This window comes from Coleofasciculus sp. LEGE 07092 (assembly GCF_015207375.1).
Classification (GTDB): Bacteria; Cyanobacteriota; Cyanobacteriia; order Cyanobacteriales; family Coleofasciculaceae; genus LEGE-07092.
On record NZ_JADEWY010000286.1, the window covers coordinates 1 to 1552 of the forward strand.

At 52.4% G+C, this 1552-nt stretch carries 1 protein-coding gene; it reads left to right on the forward strand.

Features of this window, described 5'->3' with window-relative positions:
- Window positions 1–43: 43 nt before the first annotated feature.
- On the forward strand, window positions 44–1552 hold a 1509-nt coding region (locus IQ257_RS29590; protein ID WP_193933524.1), incomplete at its 3' end, for an efflux RND transporter permease subunit.

Genomic DNA, 1552 nt, shown 5'->3' on the forward strand with positions numbered 1-1552 from the left:
CCTCCGCTCCCCTGCCCCTCTGCTCCCCCGCATCTTTAAGCCTATGTCCTTCCACGTCTCCGCTTGGTCGATTAAAAAACCCGTTCCTACCATCGTTATGTTCCTGATTCTGGGCATCTTCGGCATGATGTCCTTTTTCGGGTTGGGAATTGACAGCAATCCCAATATTGATATTCCAGCCGTGATGATTACCGTTACCCAACCCGGTGCTGGACCGACGGAACTGGAAACTCAGGTAACGAAGAAAGTTGAAGATGCCGTGGCTGGGTTGGGAAATATTGACGACCTCACCTCGACTGTTACTGAGGGAAGTTCCGTTACCACTATTAATTTTGTCCTGGGAACGAATAGCGATCGCGCTACGAATGATGTTCGCAATGCGGTAGCCCAGATTCGCCAAGACTTGCCCCAAGACGCCAACGAACCGATTGTCCAGCGTCTGGAATTTGCGGGAGGTTCGGTGATGACTTATGCCGTCGCCTCCGAAAAGCGATCGGTAGAAGAATTGAGCGATTTAGTTGACCGCACCATTAACCGCGCCCTCCTCACCGTGCCAGGAGTTGCTCAAATTGACCGATTGGGAGGGGTTGATCGAGAGGTTCGGGTTGACCTTGACCCCAGCCGTTTGCAGGCTTATGGAATTACTGCCACCCAAGTTAACGACCAAATCCGGAATTTTAATATCAACTTACCAGGGGGGCGGGGAAATGTCGGCGGTAGTGAACAGAACATCCGGACGCTAGGCAGTGCCAAGACAGTAGAGGATTTAAAAAGCTACCGCATCGTTCTCCCTGATGGCGCTACCGTTCCCCTGTCCAGTTTGGGAGACGTTCAAGATGGGTTTGCCGAACGGCGACAAGCCGCGCTTTTAAATGGGCAATCAGTCGTAGCGTTTTCTGTACTCCGCAGTACGGGTAGCACCTTAGTCACCGTGGAAGAAGGCGTCCGCAAGGCAGTCACAGAACTTCAAAAAACTCTGCCGGAGGATGTGCGGCTGGAGCTGATTTTCACCCGCGCTGATGCCATCCGCGGCTCCTACCAAGCCACCATTGATTCTCTGGTGCTGGCTTGTATCTTGACGGTCATTTCAGTCGGATTATTTTTGCGGGATTGGCGAGCCACGCTGATTACCGGGACAGCACTCCCCCTGTCGATTATTCCTACCTTTGGGGTGATGAAATTGCTAGGCTATACCCTCAATGGTATGACCCTGCTGGCGTTAGCGCTAGCTGTGGGTAACTTGGTTGATGATGCCATCTGCATGATTGAAAACATCGACCAGCACTTGCAGATGGGCAAGAAACCCTTCCAAGCGGCACTGGATGCGACGCAAGAACTTGGTTTGGCAGTAGTGGCAACCACGGCAACGATTGTGGCGGTATTTATTCCTGTGGCGTTTATGGGGGGTATTCCCGGTCAGTTTTTCCAACCGTTTGGGGTAACGGTTGCAGTCTCCACCATGTTTTCTACACTGGTGGCTTGTACGATGACGCCGATGTTGAGTGCTTATTTGCTCAAGTCGAAGAAACGCAAGGGAGCAGGGGAGCAGGGG